Here is a 17,670-nt window from a genome sequence, read left to right on the forward strand (position 1 = left end):
GTTTCAGCGTGCGATGGCAACCGTCACTCTCCCGAATACTTTCTTTCCCATGACAAGAGTCTTTGTCCTTGACGTTGCAAGGGCGCAGGGTTCGGCAACGCCAAGGAGCCCGAGCCGGGTTGCCCGTGACGGGCCGGTGCCTGCCTGTGCGTTTATGGTATCATCGTCAAGGAATATTAAATTCCCGGAAAGTGCTCCTACGCCTTCGACAAGGCCGGTCTCGCCAAGTTTTTTCGTGGTTGTCGCGTACACAAAGACCTCGCCCATCTCAATCCCGTTCTCGGCAAGAGCTTCTTCGACAGCCAGGGCAACTTCGTCCGCCCGGATCCCTTTCCGGCAGCCGACGCCGACCGAGTACGTCCCCTTCGCGACAAGCACCGAGACATCCGGGCCGGCAAGGACAATGGCCGGGCCCTGGACCGCGTGGACGGGGATGTCGCTTGTGAGAATGGCGGCGTTCACTTCCCGGGTCGAGTCCCGGTTCAGGACATCTGTCCCGGTCCGGTCCGCGATCGTCTCCACCGAATCGCGGCCCCGGGACTCCGTTGCCGTGGTGATGACCGGGACAAGGCCAATTCCGGCAAGTTCCTTTGCGAGCTCGTTGGCCCCGTGATGCCCGCCGAGCACGGGGACCGCGAACCTCAGGTCCGGGCTCACGACAACAACAGCCGGGTCCGTCCACTTGTCGTCCAGCAGCGGGGCGATCTTCCGGACAACGATCCCCATCGACATCAGCGCAACGATTCGCTTTTTCCGGGAGAAGACCTGATCGAAAATTTCTGCGGAATATTCCAGCACGTCCGCACCGAGGAACTCTGCGATCCGCTCCGCTTCATCCTTCGAGTACGGGAATGTGATCACAACAGTCCCGGTCATGAGTAGAGGTGCGAGCGCTTGTAGCCGGATGCGGTGCCTAAGACGGAGCGGCCCACGATGAGCAGGGCCGACCGCGTGATGCTGGCGTCCTGTGCCTTCTGTGCAATGTCGGCAACCGTGCCCCGGATGATCTTCTGGTCGGGCCACGAGGCATGGTAGATCACGACCGCGGGCGTGTCTTTCGGGCACGAGAGCTTTTCCGTGATCTCGGAGAAGTGTTCGCTGCCCAGGAAAAACGCCATCGTTGCCGGGACTTTCGAAATTTCGGGGATGTAGTCCTTCTCCAGCGTCTTTCCCGCAGGACGGGTGATGATGAGCGTATCCGCAACTCCCTTGGGCGTGTACTCCGTGGTGAGCGCAGCTGCTGCGGCAAAAACGGATGAGACGCCGGGGACGATCTTCACGGTGAGACCGGCCTTCTCCAGCTCTGCGATCTGCTCGACAATCGACCCGAAGATCGCGGAATCGCCCGAGTGGAGCCGGACAACCCGCTTCCCCTTCTTTGCCCGGTCGATCATGATGGCGACAATGTCGTCGAGCTTCCGTTCCCAGCTGTCGATCTTCTCCGGTGCCGGGCAGGTTTCGACAAGCGCCGGGCTGACCAGCGATCCGGCATAGATGAGGACCTCGGCCCGGTCAAGGAGTTTCCTCCCTTTCACCGTGATAAGTTCCGGGTCGCCGGCACCAGCACCAACGAACCAGATCGTGTTCTTCTCGTCACTTCCGGGCATACATCACGCTCATGTAATCGCTCTTCTCGGGAAGCTCTGCATTCCGGTACACCTTCATGTCATCGAAGAACATCCGCTCAACGAGCACGAACTCGCGGTAGCCCTCGGCTGCAAGCGAGGCTGCCTTCGCTTTAGGCTTCCGGACCTTGAGCAGGATCTTCGTGTCCGACATTGTCCCATCCGAAACCGTGAACCCCTCGTTCACCGGAACTCCAGCGGCTGACGCAAACGCCGTGATGGAACTGATCCCCGGCTCGGTCCGGAACTCGATATCCGGGTGCGTCTCCGCGATCACCGCACAGAGCCGTGAGAACGTGGAGAAGAAGTTCGGGTCGCCGAGAATCCCGAAGACCGCAAGCCCATCTTGCGCAACCGGTGCAATCTTCCTCGCGTTCTCCTTCATGCACTCGCGGATCTTCCCCTCATCGTCCGTCATCGGGAAGTCGAGCACGACAGAATCGCGGTACGGGGCAACGAGATCTTTTGCAATCCGTCCGGGCACAAAAACCGTGTCGGCCTCTTTGAGAAGACGAACCGCACGGAGCGTTAAGAGCTCGGGATTCCCCGGGCCAAGGCCAAGGCCTACGAGCATGCCGAGCCCCTCCCGACGATGATGTAGACCGGGTCAATGGGTTTGAACATGAGGCTTCCCGCAAGGGGCTTCGACCGCGAGACCTGCACCTGCACGACCTCGACAAAGAGCCCGAGTTCCTGGAGGGTCGAGACCGCTTCGCAGACCGTGGAGAGAAGCACTGCGTTGATCACGATCTTCCACCGTACGCGTTTCGCCAGCACCGGGAGGATCTCCCTGAGGTTTTTCGTCCCGCCTACAAAGGCACTGGTGTAGACCTTGTTGCTCTCCAGGAATTCAGTTGCCTCGGCACAGGTGAACGTGATGTTCTTCACGCCGCGATCCTTCGCTGTCTGGCGTGCAAGATCAACCGCTTCGGGCCGGACATCGATCGCATCCACGCATTTTCCCAGGGTTGCCAGGGCAAGCGTGACCCTCCCGGTACCGCAGCCGATCTCAAGAAGGGAATCCGTTTTGTGAATATCGAGTTTCAGAAGCGAGATCGCCATGATCTCGTCCTGGGTCGGACCGCCGGGGAGTCGTTTTGCGGGCATCTGGATGAGTTTTGTTGGGAGAGGGTATTAAGGGTTGGGAAATGAGGGGGCTCGATGCATCATAAGATAGAAATGATTGAGGGTCTTTGACCAGTTGGACTCCCGCAATATAATACGGAAACGGATTATAACAGATAACTGAAGTAGAGACAATAGAATATTTCAGCAAAAATCAATTTAATAATTATAACTAGATGATCGTTTAGTTACTTAATAAGTTTTTTTTGAATGCCTTTTTCACTTCGTAAAACACTTTTTAACACCGGTTTCTCTTCAAGGTAAACATCAGATTCTTCACGAGTAATGAAATCTCTTGATTTGTTGAATTCTTTTGAACTAACTGTAAATTCATGCACTTTTGAGATGTATTTTAAAATGCTCAATCGATCTGGATCATCTTTTGCTTCCAAATAATGATCAATCTTGTATTGTATTGCAGGATCAACAATATCTTCTGACATCATATCTTTCCAAGATTCTCCGTTATAATTACCAATACAATCAACGGTTAGATTATTTTTATTAAACACTTTAAATTTTGTAAAAAGATCTACTTTCCCTCGATTTGGTTTAGCCCGAGCATATACTTTAGGTAAAAAAATATCCCCTAAAATAAATTCATTCACATGTGACGCTGATAAATTCTTCAATTGCATGTTTGCACGTTCAATGTCTGCTAATAGGATGGCAACTTTTTGTTCACTTAATATTTCCCACAAAGCATCATAGCTGTTTAGTGCATCCCGTACGGGATTATACAATATACCTAAAAAATGAATTTTTTCAGTTTCTATTAATGGTGTCAGACAATTTATCGTCCGTCTAAGTGGATCTGGATCAACAGCACTGTTGATGTAAAACACCATTTCGTCTTCGTTATCTTTCGACAAATTGTCAACGACTTTTTTGTATTGATCTGGAGTGAAATCTAACCAAGGTATACAAAAAATTTTCATCTTTGCTTCTTGTTGAATTCTATAAATTTTCCTCAAAAATTCAATTTTTTTATCGTATGAAGTAAGGACATCATTTATTGCAGTATGTGCAGGTTGTAGACATGGTAAAATAATGTCGGAATGCTGCATTTTTTGGGAAGCATTTTCCAATTCATCAATGAAACTAGAAGGAAATGCATTTTCTGTTAAAAATTTTGTAACTTCAGGGCTTGATAGTTGTCGATGAAACCCAGCAATCGGACTAGATAATGTAATATCAGAAGGGACTTGTGCTTTTGCTCGTAAATCCCCATTACTTAATGCCCTTATTGGAGTTTTAATTGCTTTACTTCCAGGAGTTATCTCAAGTGAGCGTGCATTATAAAATAGTTTTGAGTCGTCCGAATCAACATGTTTTAATCGAACTTTCATCGTCAATTATTTGCCCCAGGTAATTCCTTTGTACCTTGTTTTAATTTTCGAATTCTCTGTCATTTTCGGGTATTTTTCATATACGTAATTTAAAATTCCATCTGTCCCAAGCTGATCCCAACCAATTCTTTTCTGTTTAAGTGACTTTTGTAAGCCGGGATCCAATCCTGTGAATAGTTCATGTGCTCTCTTCTCGCCATTTTCCGTAAGGGAGAATGCTTCTTTTCTGGATTTTTTTCTCCCTTCAATCATTAGATGATGTGAAAACCACAAATCATCAACTATCTGCATTACAGTGAAACTATAAGGTCCAAAATTGTGTGCAACGAATTTCGGATTCTGCGTTTCGATTTTATTTTTCTCCATTATTTCAGTAAAAACTAAAAATAACTGTTTTATCAACATTGTTCTTCCAAAAATGGGTTTATCTTTTTGGGAATAGAACAAGATCAATATGATATCACTGATTAGCATTTTTTTCTGATGAGAGTCTTTTGCTTCATCTATTAATTTGCAGAACTGATCATAGTCATAGATCTTTGTTTTATCAGCCAATGCAGTGGTTCGCTTTTTCATGATACTTTCCCCGCATTGAATGCGATTTTACCCTCATCATCACTTTTAAAGACCATAAAATATGTGTGATTATTTGCTCTGAAGACAATATGAAAATTATCAGCGTATATTTTTTTCTTAATCGGTGCGAGTAAAGAATAGGGTTTTGAAATCCCAATATACCCCTCCAAAAGATTTCCTTTATCAAGATTGTTAATAATCATATATTCTGCCACTGTATCGGAAAACCGCATCGATCGTATAAGATTTTCAAAATAGTCATGTTTTTCAGAATTTGCAATTAAATAATAATCACGCCCACACACATCACAAATTATTCTGGGTGGTTGATTTTGAGATGTATCCATTTCATAAGATGATGAAAAAACAACCAAATTCAATTTATAACTGATAGCACGGCGTGTAATGCTATTAATTGTTGGATTTTCATTACCACAATAAATACATGAATTTGGGGGATTCGTCACTATCAACAATTTAATATTCAAAAATACTTTACCTTAATCTTTTTGAATTATGAATTGTGAATTATTTCGAAAAATCAAAAATATTCATTCATTCTTGATTGATAGATTCTTGCGAAGCCACTATTTGAAATCTTATAACAAGTTCGTATTGTAAAAAATGTAGTGGAAAAACACTGAAGCCTATTCCTGACTCATCCATCACAAAATAACAAATTGGTCAAACCATAAAACCGAACTTAAGATTCCTCCCCCCGCCTGATGGCGGTCGCTCGGGGGGCTCGTCGCCCCCTCGCTGGGCACGGCCCGAACGCAAATTCTCGTACAGGTAAGTGAGTAGCGAAAAAGTCGGCAGACCTTTTCCGCGTCTGCCTCCTTTCATCCATATGAGCTTTCCATTTCACATCCAATGTCCGGCAAAAAATTTTCAATCAAGATCCGGTTGATCCGGAAATAATTTTTGATCGCAATGATGATCGCGTTGAAAAAAATTTCACGTAATGTCCGGTAAAAAAATTCCAAAATAATTTCCAAAAAAATTTCTAAAAACTTTTCAAAAAATTTCAAAAATTTCCCGGCCCCGCTTCACTCATTCCCACAAATCCGAAACTCACAGCTCGCAAACTCCGCACAGTTTCGGCAGATCGCAAACACAATCTCGCAATGCGCACAATCCGGCTTACTCTCCAAATCACAATGATCGCAATCCGGTTCATCAATGTCCGGCCCGGATTCACCAACATCATCAGAGAACTCATTCTTCCGGTGCTTTCTCTTAAAATCTTCATTGCAGACATTGCAGTACGCATCAAGACAGGATTCACATTCCCCGGCCAAGGGATCGCAGCCCCAGTTCAGGTACGTCATGCTGGTATCCCGGTACTGATGTCATGCAAACAAAAATTGATTGCGACAAAAATTTTCCGAATGGCAAAGCAGGAAAAGTTCACGTTCCCGTGAATCCGCCGTCTGACACCCCTGACAGGGGGTACTATCACCCCAAATCCCGCCTATATATTAGTGCAGATCCGGACTCTTCAAAAATACCCGTGACAGGTCAGATACCTGTCACAGGTCACTTACCCGTCACGGGTCAGATGACCCGTAACTTTGGCACCCCCTAAAAAGCCACCCCCAAAACCCCCCTTCTTTTCATTCCGGCATCCCCCAGCCCGTCCGGCACTGAGTTATGCCTCTGTATTAGCGCTATTTGCGTCCAGTTTTCTCCGACGTAAAACTAAAGAAAAACCCCGACTTAGTCCCGCTTTTTCGCGACTTAGTCCCTCATTTTGGGGTACTTACGGCCGCAGGGGTTTTTGCTCACGTAATTCTACGACGTGCGACTCCTCATCAGAGGGGGCGCAGGAGAAGAATTCCCGTATGGGTATTCTTCGACCGAGAATCCCACGATCAGGTCTTTTCAGAGAGTCTTGAAAAAAGAGGTTTTCCGGATACCCGGAAACCGGGTTACTTCACCGGAATCGTTTCCATCGGCGACGCAATGATCTGGGCGTACGATGCCGGCGTGATGTACTGCGGCGTGTACACGACACCGAACCCGGCAAGGCTCTGCGAGAGCGAGCGCATGTCATTGCGTGCCAGGGCCAGCTGCTGGTTGTAAATGTAGATCAGGTCTTGGTTGTCGGTCCGGCCGATTGCTGCGGAGAGGTCTGCGATGTTCATGTCCGTGAACTGTGCGCTCATCTTCAACGCATCGGATGCGGACGAGAGGCCGGTGTTGAGATCATTGGTGTACATCTGCTGGAGGCCCTGGTTCGTGAAGACGCCGGCCTTCTGGCTCTCCGGGTCGGGAATGTTGTACCGGACAAGGATCACATCATCGACTTTCATGGAGGTTTTTGCAGCGTTCGAGATGTTCAGGAGGAGCGGGAGGGTCGTATGCATGCCGTACAATGCCGAATTGAGATCGTACGCGAACTTTGCTTCTTCCTGGAGGAGCAGGATGTCTGCGGTCTCGGTAGCGTTGAGCTCCGCTTTCGGCAATGCATTGAACGCCGCGTCCGAAGCAGATGGTGCGGGAGTTGCAACGGGCACCGGGGACGTGACAGCCGGTGTCGTGCCCTGCTGGCCGGTACAGCCGGCGGCTGCTGCAAAGATACAGGCAAGCAGGAGGATCCCGATGAATGAAGATCGTGACACAGACTAGACTTGCCGTACGGAATTATTTGAACTATTCTTTTCGCTTCACACTGCGCTTTCGATCGCTTGCGTTTTTTTATCCGGAACTATTTCCCGCAACACATTTCTTCTACCGGGCCGAAATTCTCATCAGGAATCGTATGAAGCACGAGATCATTGGCAGCAATTTGCAGATGGTGAAGATCGATCTTCTGCCGGGCGAAGGAATCTTTGCCGAAGCCGGCGCGATGGTGAACATGACCGGTTCGTTCACGATGGAGAGCCAGCTCAAAGGCGGCATCCTCTCCGGCATCAAGCGTGCGGTCGTGGGCGAGAGCGTTTTTTTGACGCGATTTTCGCCCGGGGCAGGTGCCGGCTTTGTCTCGTTTGCCGGTACCATGCCAGGCAAGATCTTTCCGGTCTCGGTCAGCCCGGACCGGGAGTTCATCTCCCGCAAGGATTCGTTCCTCTGCTGCCATGAAGGAGTCGAGCTCGACATCGCGTTCACGCGCAAGATCCAGGCCGGTCTTTTCGGCGGCGAGGGATTCGTGCTCCAGCGGATGACCGGGCAGGGCACGGTGTTCCTCCACTGCTGCGGGGACATTATCGAACTCGACTTAAAACCGGGCGAGGTTGTCAAGGTCCAGACCGGCCTTGTTGTCGGCTTTGACCACACGGTCAGCTACGACATCGCGCTCGCGGGCGGGATCACCACCGCGCTCTTCGGGGGCGAAGGCCTCTTTGTCACCACGCTCACGGGTCCGGGTAAGGTCATTCTCCAGTCCATGAACCTGGAGAAGATCGCAGCAAGCCTCATCCCCTATCTGCCCAAACCGGAAGTGAAGGTCAAACCGGTGTAAAACCGGTAAACATTATTTTTTGTCCCAGCCGAGTTTTTCGAGAATATATTTTGTCTCGTCCTGCGGCTTCTCCCCGGGAGTCCGCGACTGGACGACAAGGGTAATTGCATTTTTCAGCGCAACATTGCCGCCTTTCTGCTTGCAGAGAATATAATCGCCGTTGAACCTGCGCAGCGCCTTCACAAACGCGTTTAAGATCTTCTTACGGTCTTTGAGATCGCTCTTTGAGAGTTTCATCAGGTGCTCGAAGATGGAGACGTCGATGAGCGTGCTTGCAACCCAGCTGATCTCGCAGGTGTACCCGAAGATCCAGGCAATGTGGGAGTTCTTCGTTGTCGCGATGAAATCATCGATGTTGTTGCCCACGCTGCACGAGCCGATCAGGACCCCCTCGATATTGGAGTACCGGGCCGCGTTCTTCACGGCCTTGAACATGGCCGGGAGTTTCATGCCGGTCTTGGCCTTGAGCCCGCCGATCCGTTTGCCGGTGCCGTGGGCTGCAATGTACAGGAAGAGCCGGTCCTCTTTGGTATTCGTCAGGTCATCTTCTAGAGCCCGCCGGAATCCGACCTTCTCGTAGAAGTTCGAGTAATAGATGTTGAAGTCGCCCTGGACGCTCTCGAGGCCCTGGAGGAAGAGGAGGACCGAGGGGCGCTTGGGTTTTTCTTCGGGCGTCCACCAGAGGCCTTCGATGACGAGGAGTGCTGTGCTTGACATGGTATCACGCGGGGTCTTTTTTAGGCTGATAACAAGGAGAGGTCACGCAATGGAATAACTGTTGTGGCCGGCCGGCACGGAAATTTTCAATTGTGTGGAACGTTGATCTTCCTTATCCAGTACCGGAATTTTTATGAAGCATCCTGATGAGGAAAAACCGGAACAGGCTGATGGGTGTGATCCTGCACTGGCGGATGTACCCGAATGTCCCGCCGGGAACGTCCCCCGGGGCGTGACCCTTGAAGGTCTCGTAACCATGACCGGCGAGATGGAGCACCTGAACGAGCTGGTCCTGCTGCACGTGGAGAAGGCCGGGGGGTTCACCTGTACGGCATCCTACCTGACCATCGTGACGCCCGTGCTCGACATGCTCGAAGGGGAAATCCGGTTCCGGTACCGCAATGGCATGGATCATGCAGAGATAAAGTCCATTATCGCGGATTGGATCGACAAGGAGATTGCCGGATTCCGGCCCGGTAAAAAATAACCCCGCATTATTGAATACATTTTTTCCATTGCAATCAACCCCCATCACGCCAGCCCTGACTCGAAGAACCTTTCAGGTTCTTCTCGTGTCAAAGAGAGATTTTCATAAAAAGAAATTGAGGCCGCCGCGGGGCGCCCTTCGGGGAGGCGGCAAGCATCCCTTTGGGGTATGGGGGCCATCAGCCCCCATCTTTGCGATTGAGGATTAAAAGGGTATAATTTTCTTATGGTTTTCACACCGGCTCAGAACAACCCGGTAACCCACGCCCACAGGTTCCCGATGCCGGTGGAGATAACAACAGTTGGATCGATGCCGAGGACCGGGAAGACGAAGATGAAGTACAGAACCGTGCCGAGCAGGCTCCCGAGGTTCCCGAGCGCTGCAACGAGCACGACTTTAAAGAGCGGGATCTTCGCCATTTCCTTAAGCGACTCGGTCTCGTAGATCTTCCGGAAGTCGGTGACCGGGGGTTTCCGTACGCGGGCCTCGACATAGGCGCCGATCCAGCCGGCATGGAGCATCGGGTTGAGCGAGGTCATCCACGCAACGCAGAAGCAGGTCAGGGCCGAGTACGGGTGGCCGCCGGCGAGCAGGACGAAGATGGCTGATAGCACGCCGTGGATGATCACCCAGAAGAGGAACGCGTACAGGAGGACGTTTAAGCCCACTCCCGAGAACGCGATGGCTGCAAGCAGGAAGGCAAAGAGGAACGTGACACCGAAGCCGAAGACCTTCGCCCACGGGAACGGTTTTGGTTCTTTGGTCAGTGAGTCGAACGGCGGGAGGGTCTTTGGGTCGTCGAGGTAGGCGGAAATTCCTTTACGGTGACCGGCGCCGATGACCGCCAGGATCTTTCCTTCGGGCCGCTGGGCTTTCAGGATGACGAGCTGGTGGGCGATGAACGCGTCGCGCTCATCAATGAGTGCCCGGGCTCCGTTGGGCGAGAATTTCCGGAACTCTTCCATCACGACATCGATCACGTTCTGTTCCTTTAAGGACTCGATATCGATCTCCTGGCCGTTATCGATCTCGGCGATCGAGATGATCAGGGCCCAGATCATCTTGAGTTTCTCGATGAACCCGAGGGTGTTCCAGAACCGCATCAGCGTGACGCGGATGTCGCGGTCAACGAGCGCGATGGGGATATTGCGCTGCTCGGCTTCCGCGATTGCGGCCTTCATCTCGGCGCCCGGTTCAACGCCAACGTCGAACCCGATCTTGCGCTGGAGGTAGGCGAGGAGCCACTGGACGAGGAGAGAGTTGAAATTTTTTACTTCCAGGACATCGTTCACGCTCGGGTCACGTGCCTGCTTTTTCAGCGCAGAGTACCGTGCCGGGTCCAGCTCGATGGCAACGACATCGGGATGATAATCTTCTATTGCGGTCCGGACCTCGTTGACGCTCTCCTGCGAGACGTGGGCCGTGCCGATGATTTTTATTTCTGCCATTGATCACCGTTTGTGGCTGTAATGTTTGTGGTGAAGGGTGATTAAAGGAGGGGATAAGGTGGGGGGGTTTGCTTAAAAGAATCTTTGTGAATGGAACTCAAAAATCGAAAATCTTTACTAAATTAAGTACATAATATAGGGTACAATTGTTTAACAGAGCGTTTCTTAAGAATTACTTATGAAATACCGCAAATAAAAATTCTTTTTTATATTCGTGACATTGTCGTTTTTAATTTGGCACGGATTTCTGTTTATTTGTCCCGATTCAAGTGATTATGCTTATATTTACGATATAAAATTTATGGCAATTTAATAAGGTTTATGGTATGTGAGCGGAAGTATTCCGGCAGTGGAAGAGAACAGTCAAGAAGATTGTTATTTTCCGGGTAATGGGGTGTGTATTGTGGTTTCTTTTCGAAGGATATGGGATTGGTTTTATGAGTTAATTCTGTTTATCATACATCTTCTCTGGCCAGTAAAATCGTATGGAACAACGGGAGCAAGGAATCCCTATTCTGTGTATCGGGCAATTCATGGAGATGATCCGTTTACCAAAAATTCAGAAAAAAATGATAGCGAGAGTAAATCATCATCTGTTCTCGCGATTCCTCCAAAAAAAGCAAGAGAACTTCTCAACAATCTCGGATCGGGAGGATCTGGGCTTCCCTACGAAAAATTGTTTGACCCCTATTACGGATCCTGTCTTTTCACAAAAAAAACCATTGAAGAAGTAAAGGGATTTCAGCATGAGAAAATTTTCCTGAAAAGGGAGAGATCTTCTGGGATCGCAGCCCTGGATGATTCAGATCGTGAAAAGAATTCGTCCGGAAACAATCCGATAATCGAACAGCTGGACGGAGCCCCGAGATTTTCCGGTTGCGTTGAAGATTTCCGTCGCTGGGATCCGGATAACCCTGCTGATCCTGATGATCCGTCGGCACTCTGTGCTGATTGGCTCGATCCAGATACTTTGGATGATGACAAAAAAACTGTAATCAATTACCCGGATACAGTTCATCCCTCATTTGATGATTCGATCCAGGGGCCGGTGCCGGACTGTTATTTCCTTGCAGCACTATCCACCATTGCGTGGTTTGTTTTTAATTACCCCCAAAGAGCACCGGCAATTCTGGCAAAGAATGAAAGAACTCCGATAACTTTTGCCGATATCAGTTTAAAACTATACTCAGTTTCTGGGAAAAAAATCCCACCTGTCTCCAAAGCTACTGCAGTTAACACTAATTATCTACTTCCAAAAAACCAAAGTGACGCTTTTCAGGGGGTTCAAACAAGGACCGGCAACGCGAGCTGGCTCCCCTATTATGAGAAAGCATTCTTACGATATCTTGAAACCACCGGTATTCTGACACCGGGGGATCCAGACAAACCAGACATTTGCCGGATCCAAGGGGGCGATCCGGGAGAAACGTTGCGGGCACTGCTTCGGAGACCAAATGGAAAACTCAACCGATATATCATGAATAGTAGACTCCCCAATCATAACTCCAACGATCCCGAGGCAGTCTGGTTAAGACTAAATAGTGTTGTTGCTGAAAAAGCCCCTGCAAACCCGGCCAACCAAGCACGACGGACACAGTATCCGGCAGTGGCACGAACCTTTGGTTGCTCAGGACCTGATATCACGGGGGATCCTAACCCATCCCTTTATGCTGCAACAGCCAAGGGGGTAATCTATGATAATGATCTGATAGTTGCTTCTCATTCTTATTCCCTTCTTGGAATCATGATGGACAGCAACAACCAGAGATACATAATCTTAAGGAATCCCTTTGGCGAGAACCATGGATTTGAATATGGGAAGCAATACAATGAGGATGGAACTCTGAAGTATCACCTATATGGAGATGTAGGGAGACAACCGGTTGGACAGAGTGGTGAAAAAGCTATTGATTACCGCCTTACTTTCCCATCAATTGTGTACAATCAAACGCCCTATTCAATCGCCCCGTGGATTTCAGTGAATACTACAAACGGGACTGTGGTAATGCCAAACAAGGGTAAATTCGCCATCCGTCTTGATGACTTTGTTAACTATTTCCAGGAGTTCGATTACGTTCTAATATAGGATTGCCAGCTCGTTTAAGAACGAAAATAGACTGGATCAAACCAAATTCGTGGGAAAAATGCATCACACGATGATAAACAAAAATTCCAATGACGGTTTCACTCATATATGGATTAGTATACTTTTTTTCCTCGTTCTCCTCTGTACTGTAGTAACCGTTATCACATCAGCCGGTACCGTGACCCTCATTACCACAAATACCAGTGAGTCGAACCAGTGGAATCCAACAATATATGACAATTGGATAGTATGGACTGATAACAGGGACAATACCGATTTTACATCCTATCAAGACATTTACGCTTACAATATTAATACGGGTGTAGAAAAGAGGATAACCAATCCGGGTTCATATGCTAATCATCCCTCGATATCCGGCAAACTTGTTGCTTTTGACAATCGGCAAGACGGGAATACTGACATCTATCTTGCAGATTTGGAATCCGGTTCTGAATGGCGAATAACAGAAGACAGCGCCAGTCAGGAGTTCCCCTCCATCAGCGGACACAGGATTGTCTGGCAGGATGACCGGTCAGGTGATTCTGATATTTACATGAACGGTACTTCTCCGGGTCTTGAAAGCCTGCTGACACCAGACGCTGCAACAACAAATCAAAAATTTCCGATTATTTCAGGTGAAAAAGTTGTCTGGCAGGATGAGCGCAACAGTAACAGCATTTATATGACGGATATATCATCCGGATCATCTTATCTCATCTCACCTGATGGTGTGACATTCGACTTTTCCACAGGATTTCCCGAAATTGCTTTTGATAATGGGATTGTTGTATGGCGAGATCCTCTCAATAAAATTGTAAAGAATGATACTCGGCAACTTCCCATGAGTCAAAGTGAAGTGTCCCTTGATTCAACCACGCAAAAATACCCCTCTGTCTCTGGTGACAAGATTATTTGGATTGATGATCGTCAATTCCTCGATGATATTTATTTCAATGATCTTCCAGGATCTCCTGATGAGAGGATAACAACTGATGATGATGCAGTCGACCTCTTGTATGGGTCCCCGAAAATTTTTAACAACAGGATCGTCTGGACAGACAATCGGGACAGTGGGTTCGAAGACGTCTACCTCTACACCATCGACCACGACGAGCCCTGCCCGGTTGCAGATTTCACGATGTCTTCCCAGAGTGGTGCAATCCCCCATACCATCCAGTTCAATGATACATCAACAGATGCAAAGAACATCACGCACTGGAATTATGAGTTCGGGGATGGAAACGTTTCAGTGGACACAACAAAAGCAAACCAATCCTTTATTTACAATGTCCCGGGAACCTATGATGTCCGACTCACGGTCAACAATCCCTATTGCCGTAGTGAGACACCTGTTGATAACAAATACAAGGTCAGCGTCGGTGCATCGCCCATCGCGGCATTCACGACAGATGTTTCAGATGGTTTTGTAGACCTGAAAGTCCGGTTTACCGATTCATCCATCAATGCAGAGACCTGGAACTGGTCCTTTGGGGACGGGACATGGTCCAACACAACCGATGTTTCGGAAAAAAATCCGGAAAAAACCTACACGGCTGCCGGGACCTACACGGCGTATCTGTACGTCAACAACACCTGGGGGACCGCATCAGCTCACAAGACCATCAAAGCTCTTACCGGCGCCAACGTGACCGCGAACACGAGCATTGACGGCTTCGCCTTCACGGAGCCCTTTGGTTCGCAGTTTGTTACCTTCACGAAAGGAACTGTACCCGATTGCACGATTGCAGGGGACTCACTGGTATGCCATGGAGCGGATCTTGCAGATGATGGCTGGACCAATATCACATTCACCTCAAACGATGGTATCGGATTCATGGATCACGGCGCAACCATTTCAGGAAACCTGTCCTCTGTGTCCTTCCAGATAACGGAAATACATCCCGCTGGTTTTTCCGAAACAACTGGCACCCAAAGCTCCATGAATCATACGATTACCCTTGACACGTACCCGGAAGATGCAACAGTAAATTCTCAGGTATGGGAAGGATACACTGATGATGACCTCTTTCTGTTCTCTAAAATCGGGAGAAGTTCCGGTTTTTCCGATATCCTTGGCGTTGCCTACACATTGAAAATTGTAAAAACCGGCATTCCTTCTGGCGGGACGGCGAAGATTCGCATGAGCGTCAACGCCACCTGGGTTGACGACCACATGGGGCGATCGCACACATATATCGAGCGGATCTCCGATGACCGGTCAACCGGAGAAGTCTTACGGCCACGGTTCCTCTATCACGATCCTGCAACAAATCTTGATTATTTCGAAGCCGAATCCTCCCGGGGCTCGTCAACATTCGGTCTTGTCCAGCTCACCGGTTCCGGCAATCCCTTCCAGCTCATCACTCTCACAATCGCAAGCCAGGTGAACGCACCACCACCATCTGGTGGCTCCGATTCATATGGTAACTCAGGAGCACCATCCGGCAGCGGTAAAGGCCTGTCGGCACAGGCCCCGCAAAAAGCGCCCGAACAAAAAGCTCCCGTTGCTTTCATCGACTCAGGTAAGACAGCGCCACTCTACGCAAACCCGGGCGGAGTCATAACGCAGGAGACTACGCTCACGTCCACCGACACGCTGGCATCCGTTGTGCTTGGCGAGGGCACCATCGCAAAGGACAGCGCCGGAAGCCCGCTCTCCTCAATCAGCATCGCCTCAATCGCCCCGGATGCACTTCCCGCAGCGCCACCATACGGCCAGGCAGTCATGATTGACGGGAGGGCCTATGAACTCGGGCCGGATGGGGCGACATTCTCCCCGGGGATTACCGTTACGTTCACCATCCCGCAGGCGCAGTGGGGAAAAGAGTATTCGCTCATGATGTACGACAAGGCAACCGGCACATGGTCTGAGGTCCCGGGTAGTTTCAATGCAAAAGACGGGACATTCACCGCCGTGCTGTCGCATTTCTGCTGTGTCGCGCTCTTTGAAAAGACCATTGGGCAGTCGGCGGTCCGGCAGACCACTCAAACCCCGCAACCGGAACCCGCCCGGCTTGCGCCAATCGTGACACCTTCTTCCCAGCCACCTCAGAATGCCCTCTCGATTGTATTCAGCATGGCTGAATGGATTTCAGGAGAGGCAGTGCACCGCAGCAGCTACCTGACCGCCCTTGCGATCATCTGCATTATTGTCCTCTCCATCATGCTCCTGTACCGGCGGCGGAATAATCCCTGAGAACAGGATCCAGCAGGCGGTTACTGGTACCGGGTTTCTGATACGTCTTTTGCAAGATCGTCCCGGATCTCCCGGAATATTCCCATTGCGATGATGAGGACCGGCGCAATCTCGATCCTCCCCAGCCACATGAGGGTGATGAAGAGCCACTTCATGGAGAGCGGGCTCTCCGGGCCGATGAACCCGACTGAGAGGCCGGAGTTACTGAGCGCTGAAACGATCTCGAAGACGACCTCGTCCAGCCGGAACGATGTGATGTAGAGATGGAGGGCGATGACCGTGGCAAGGAAGATGGTCAGCACGTAGATAACGATAACGAGCAGGTTCTTTGAGACTGCGAGGTTCGAACGCTCAACGGACAGGGTTCTCCCGCCAACCCGGAGGGGGACGAGAACGCGGCTGCTGACAAAGAACCGCCGGAACCACCATTTCACACCCTCGAAGACAAGCGCGAGCCGGTTGACCTTAATGCCACCGGCAGTGCTGCCCATGGCGCCACCAATGAAGACCATCATGGCAAGGATCGCAAGCGGGACGGTTGCCCAGTGGTGCAGGCTGGTGTTCTGGAGACCGCAGGTGGTCAGGCCTGAGACTGCGGTGAAGGTCCCCTGACGGACTGCCGAGAGGGGCGAGAGGTTGCTGAAGATAGAGAGATCGAGTGATATGAGTGCTGCCCCGATAACCGCAATCAGCAGGAGGATCCGGACGGTCTGGTCGCGGAAGATTCCCATGACCTTGCCATGGTACAGGAAGAGGAAGACCTTGAACGGGATGGAACCGGCAAACATCACGGGTATCAGGACTGCTTCGAGGGCCGCGTTGTTGTAGTACGCAAGACCTGTATCGTGGAGGGTGAACCCGCCGGTCGCGATGGTTGTCATAACGAGGTTTAAGGAGTCCCAGAGCGGGATTCCTGTCAGCATCACAAGACCCGTGAAGCCGAAGGTGAGGACGAGGTAGATCATCCAGAGCCTTCTGCTTGAAGAAGTTGTGGCAGAGACCAGTGCGTCTTCCCGGCCCTCTGCCCGGTACATCCGGAACAGGGAGACACGCGTCTTCGTGCGCAGGGAGATCCCAAACACGATGACACCGATGCCGCCCACCCACTGCATGAACGAACGCCAGAAGAGGAGCGTGTCCGGTGTCTGGTCAAGGGACGGGATCATCGAGAAGGCTGTACCGGTCCAGCCGGCCATGGCCTCGAAAACAGCATCCGTGTAGGACATGCCAAGGCCGAAGACGAACGGGAGTGCCCCTACAAAGGCGATGGCAAGCCAGGAGAGGGCAACCGCCGAGAGCGTTGCGGAGAGCGAGGGTTCTATGTCCTCGTGGGGGATATGGGATATCAAAAATCCGGTGGCAAGGAACACGAACGGGGCTGTTGCCATGGGGAGCAGGAGATCCCATTCGCCAAAGATCACAAGGATGAGAAACGGCAGGAGGGATACGATGCCTAGGAACTCGAAGATGAGTCCCATATCGTGCGCGATCATGGCAAGGTGCCGGGTCCGCTTCATCTGCTCTCCCAGCTGATTGGCACGGTAATATTGTTATGGGTATCGTTCCGGTGACCGCCACGCGGGCTGCCTGAGCACAAT

Annotated in this window: 15 protein-coding genes and 1 pseudogene; 5 read left to right on the forward strand and 11 right to left on the reverse strand. The window is 50.3% G+C overall.

Annotated elements, in window-relative coordinates; translation table 11 throughout:
- Positions 1-3 precede the first annotated feature (3 nt).
- From cbiG to METFOR_RS07320, 8 genes are all read right to left on the reverse strand, one after another.
- Positions 4-876 (reverse strand): cobalt-precorrin 5A hydrolase, encoded by an 873-nt coding sequence (gene cbiG / locus METFOR_RS07275; RefSeq protein WP_015285473.1) that lies wholly within the window; start codon positions 874-876, stop codon positions 4-6.
- Positions 873-1,607 carry a cobalt-precorrin-4/precorrin-4 C(11)-methyltransferase gene (locus tag METFOR_RS07280; RefSeq protein WP_015285474.1) on the reverse strand — a complete coding sequence of 245 codons (735 nt, stop codon included), beginning with the start codon at positions 1,605-1,607 and terminating at the stop codon, positions 873-875. Before METFOR_RS07280 ends, cbiG begins: the two co-directional genes overlap by 4 nt.
- Entirely contained in the window at positions 1,594-2,199 is a 606-nt protein-coding gene (locus tag METFOR_RS07285) for a cobalt-factor II C(20)-methyltransferase (RefSeq protein WP_015285475.1), read from the reverse strand. Before METFOR_RS07285 ends, METFOR_RS07280 begins: the two co-directional genes overlap by 14 nt.
- On the reverse strand, positions 2,190-2,732 hold the full coding sequence (locus METFOR_RS07290) for a bifunctional cobalt-precorrin-7 (C(5))-methyltransferase/cobalt-precorrin-6B (C(15))-methyltransferase (RefSeq protein WP_015285476.1): 543 nt from the start codon (positions 2,730-2,732) through the stop codon (positions 2,190-2,192). Before METFOR_RS07290 ends, METFOR_RS07285 begins: the two co-directional genes overlap by 10 nt.
- Positions 2,733-2,938: 206 nt before the next feature.
- Positions 2,939-4,099: a hypothetical protein gene (locus METFOR_RS07295; protein WP_015285477.1), complete on the reverse strand. Its 1,161-nt coding sequence runs from the start codon at positions 4,097-4,099 to the stop codon at positions 2,939-2,941.
- A gap of 6 nt (positions 4,100-4,105) precedes the next feature.
- The gene (locus METFOR_RS07300) at positions 4,106-4,675 is read right to left on the reverse strand and encodes a hypothetical protein (protein ID WP_015285478.1); all 570 of its coding nucleotides are present in this window, start codon (positions 4,673-4,675) and stop codon (positions 4,106-4,108) included.
- On the reverse strand, positions 4,672-5,142 hold the full coding sequence (locus tag METFOR_RS15315; RefSeq protein ID WP_148277627.1) for a hypothetical protein: 471 nt from the start codon (positions 5,140-5,142) through the stop codon (positions 4,672-4,674). The genes METFOR_RS07300 and METFOR_RS15315 overlap by 4 nt, the downstream gene beginning before the upstream one ends.
- Before the next feature lie 1,464 nt (positions 5,143-6,606).
- Positions 6,607-7,299, reverse strand: a complete 693-nt coding sequence (locus METFOR_RS07320; protein WP_015285481.1) for a DUF2202 domain-containing protein — start codon at positions 7,297-7,299, stop codon at positions 6,607-6,609.
- 140 nt (positions 7,300-7,439) lie between these two features.
- Between METFOR_RS07320 and METFOR_RS07325 the strand changes: the two genes are divergently transcribed.
- On the forward strand, positions 7,440-8,138 hold the full coding sequence (locus METFOR_RS07325; protein ID WP_015285482.1) for a TIGR00266 family protein: 699 nt from the start codon (positions 7,440-7,442) through the stop codon (positions 8,136-8,138).
- A 12-nt stretch (positions 8,139-8,150) separates the two neighbouring features.
- On the opposite strand, the gene METFOR_RS07330 is transcribed toward METFOR_RS07325, so the two are convergent.
- On the reverse strand, positions 8,151-8,855 hold the full coding sequence (locus METFOR_RS07330; RefSeq protein WP_015285483.1) for a hypothetical protein: 705 nt from the start codon (positions 8,853-8,855) through the stop codon (positions 8,151-8,153).
- A 133-nt stretch (positions 8,856-8,988) separates the two neighbouring features.
- Between METFOR_RS07330 and METFOR_RS07335 the strand changes: the two genes are divergently transcribed.
- On the forward strand, positions 8,989-9,342 hold the full coding sequence (locus tag METFOR_RS07335) for a hypothetical protein (protein WP_015285484.1): 354 nt from the start codon (positions 8,989-8,991) through the stop codon (positions 9,340-9,342).
- Between the two features lie 242 nt (positions 9,343-9,584).
- Here the strand turns inward: METFOR_RS07335 and METFOR_RS07340 are convergent, their stop codons facing one another.
- A complete protein-coding gene (locus METFOR_RS07340; protein WP_015285485.1) occupies positions 9,585-10,790 on the reverse strand; it encodes a TraB/GumN family protein in 1,206 nt (401 codons plus the stop codon).
- Between the two features lie 328 nt (positions 10,791-11,118).
- Between METFOR_RS07340 and METFOR_RS15320 the strand changes: the two genes are divergently transcribed.
- The 3 genes and pseudogenes from METFOR_RS15320 to METFOR_RS07360 all read left to right on the forward strand — a co-directional run bounded on the left by METFOR_RS15320 (position 11,119) and on the right by METFOR_RS07360 (position 16,072).
- Positions 11,119-12,876, forward strand: a complete 1,758-nt coding sequence (locus tag METFOR_RS15320; RefSeq protein ID WP_015285486.1) for a calpain family cysteine peptidase — start codon at positions 11,119-11,121, stop codon at positions 12,874-12,876.
- Positions 12,877-12,946: 70 nt separating this feature from the next.
- Positions 12,947-13,564: pseudogene (locus METFOR_RS16200) on the forward strand (hypothetical protein); the annotation flags it as partial.
- A 153-nt stretch (positions 13,565-13,717) separates the two neighbouring features.
- Entirely contained in the window at positions 13,718-16,072 is a 2,355-nt protein-coding gene (locus tag METFOR_RS07360; protein ID WP_233504360.1) for a PKD domain-containing protein, read from the forward strand.
- A gap of 20 nt (positions 16,073-16,092) precedes the next feature.
- Here the strand turns inward: METFOR_RS07360 and METFOR_RS07365 are convergent, their stop codons facing one another.
- Positions 16,093-17,589, reverse strand: a complete 1,497-nt coding sequence (locus METFOR_RS07365; RefSeq protein ID WP_015285488.1) for a TrkH family potassium uptake protein — start codon at positions 17,587-17,589, stop codon at positions 16,093-16,095.
- Between the last annotated feature and the right edge of the window lie 81 nt (positions 17,590-17,670).

It is taken from the genome of Methanoregula formicica SMSP (assembly GCF_000327485.1).
GTDB lineage: Archaea > Halobacteriota > Methanomicrobia > Methanomicrobiales > Methanospirillaceae > Methanoregula > Methanoregula formicica.